This window comes from Actinosynnema sp., from assembly GCF_052038725.1.
This window is the reverse complement of sequence record NZ_JBQGCX010000016.1, coordinates 1-2,188: the sequence shown is the minus strand read 5'-3', so window position 1 is coordinate 2,188 and position 2,188 is coordinate 1. Positions and strand designations below refer to the sequence as shown.

Genomic DNA, 2,188 nt, shown 5'->3' with positions numbered 1-2,188 from the left:
GGGGGGGGGGGGGGGCCCCCCCCCCCCCCCCCCCCCCCCCACCGCTGTCGTCGGCCCGGACCCGGCTGCCCGCGCGCCACGGGCGTGACGGCGTCGGGTGAGGCCGCCGCTGGCCCTGGGACGGCGCTGCGCGCCCCCTCGGACCCACCGGAGCCGCCCCACCGCTTACCCCCTTCCACCGGGTGGGGCGCGGTCGGTAATCCGGCGGCAATTCCTTCCCCCGTCCGGGCTAGCCAGGCCCGTGCGCCCGCCTCGCGCACGGGCCAAGGTGGGTGGCTGCGCGGATGACCGGGCCCCCGAACCGGATGTGGGAGAGATGCTGCGAAGCGACCTGATCCGTCCCCTGCCCGAACTGCTGCGCGAGCACGCGGCCGAGCGCGGCGCCCGCGTCGCCGTCCGCGACGCGCGCCGCGCCGTCACCTGGGTCGACCTGGAGCTGCGCACGCGCAGGCTGGCCGGGCACCTGGCCGCGCGCAGGCTGCTGCCCGGCGACCGCGCCGTGATCCTGCTGGGCAACCGGGTGGAGACCGTCGAGTGCTACCTGGCGCTGGTGCGGGCGGGCGCGGTGGGCGTGCCGCTGAACCCGGTGTCCACCGACGCCGAGCTGGGCGCCCTCCTCGACGACAGCGGCGCCCGGCTCGTCCTCACCGACGCCGCGCACGCCGACCAGCTCGCCGGGCTCCGCGCCACCCGGCCCGCGCTGGAGGTCGTGCACGTCGACCGGGACTACGAGGCGCTCGCGGGCGTTGACGCCCCGCTGCCCGCGCACGACGCGCTGGAGCTGGACGACCTGGCGTGGATGCTCTACACCTCCGGCACCACCGGCGCCCCCAAGGGCGTGCTGTCCACCCAGCGCAACTGCCTGTGGTCGGTGGCCGCCTGCTACGCGCCCGTGCTCGGCCTGACCCCGGACGACCGGGTGCTGTGGCCGCTGCCGCTGTTCCACAGCCTGTCGCACATCGCCGGGGTGCTGGCCACCACCGCCGTCGGCGCCACCACCCGCGTGGTCGACGGGCGCTCCCCGCAGGACGTGCTGGCCGCGCTGCACGAGGAGCGCTCCACGGTGCTCGCGGGCGTGCCCACGACCTACCACCACCTGGTGCGCGCTGCCGGTGAGCGCGGGTTCCTCGCGCCCGACCTGCGGGTCGGGCTGGTCGGCGGCGCGATCACCACGGCCGAGCTGCGGGCCGCCGTCGAGCAGCGGTTCGGCGTGCCGCTCATCGACGCCTACGGCAGCACCGAGACGTGCGGGTCGATCACCGTGAACTGGCCGACCGGGCCCAGGGTCGAGGGCTCCAGCGGCCTCCCGGTGCCGGGTCTGGCGGTGCGGCTGGTCGACCCGGACACCGGCCTGGACGCGCCGACCGGCGCGGAGGGCGAGGTGTGGGTGCGCGGGCCGAGCGTCATGGTCGGCTACCACAACCGGCCCGAGGCGACGGCCGCCGCGCTGCGCGACGGCTGGTACCGCACCGGCGACCTGGCGACCAGGGACGAGTCCGGGTTCCACGCGGTCACCGGGCGCATCGACGACGTCGTGGTCCGCGGCGGCGAGAAGGTGCACCCGGCGGAGGTGGAGGCGGTGCTGCGGGCCGTGCCGGGCGTCGCGGACGCCGCCGTGGTGGGCAGGCCGCACGACGTGCTGGGCGAGGTCCCGGTGGCGTTCCTGGTGCCGGGGGAGGGGTTCGACCCGGCGCGGGTGCTGGCGGTGTGCCGGGAGCGGCTGTCGTACCACAAGGTGCCCGAGGAGCTGTACCAGATCGAGTCGGTGCCGCGCACGGCCTCCGGGAAGATCACCCGGAGGGTGCTGCTGGACACGCCCGCGCGGTTGCGGGCGAGCGGTGAGCGGGGGGCGCTGTTCCGCACCGACTGGGTGCCGCTGGCCGCAGCGGCCGGTGGCGCGATCGCGCCCGGTGGCGCGACCGCGCCCGGTGCGGTGGCCGGGTCTGGTGCCGCGACCGCGTCCAGTGCTGTGACCGGTGCCGGTGCCGCGACCGGTCCTGCCCGTGCGACCACGCCCGCTGCTGCGACAGCGCCCGCGACCACGCCCGCCGAGGCGTCGACCCCGGTGGCGGCGGCACGGCCGGGCGGGCATCCGGTGGCCGTCACGGCGGAGCCCACCGCCCCGGCTCCCGGTGGCGCGCCGGTGGTGCTCGACCTGCGCGGCGACGACGCGCCCGCGCTGTCCGGT

Annotated in this window: 1 protein-coding gene; it reads left to right on the top strand. The window is 77.7% G+C overall.

The window, feature by feature from the left end; all coding sequences use genetic code 11:
- Positions 1–316: 316 nt before the first annotated feature.
- The coding region (locus tag ACTUAL_RS00270; RefSeq protein WP_440898841.1) for a class I adenylate-forming enzyme family protein at positions 317–2,188 on the top strand (1,872 nt) is incomplete at its 3' end.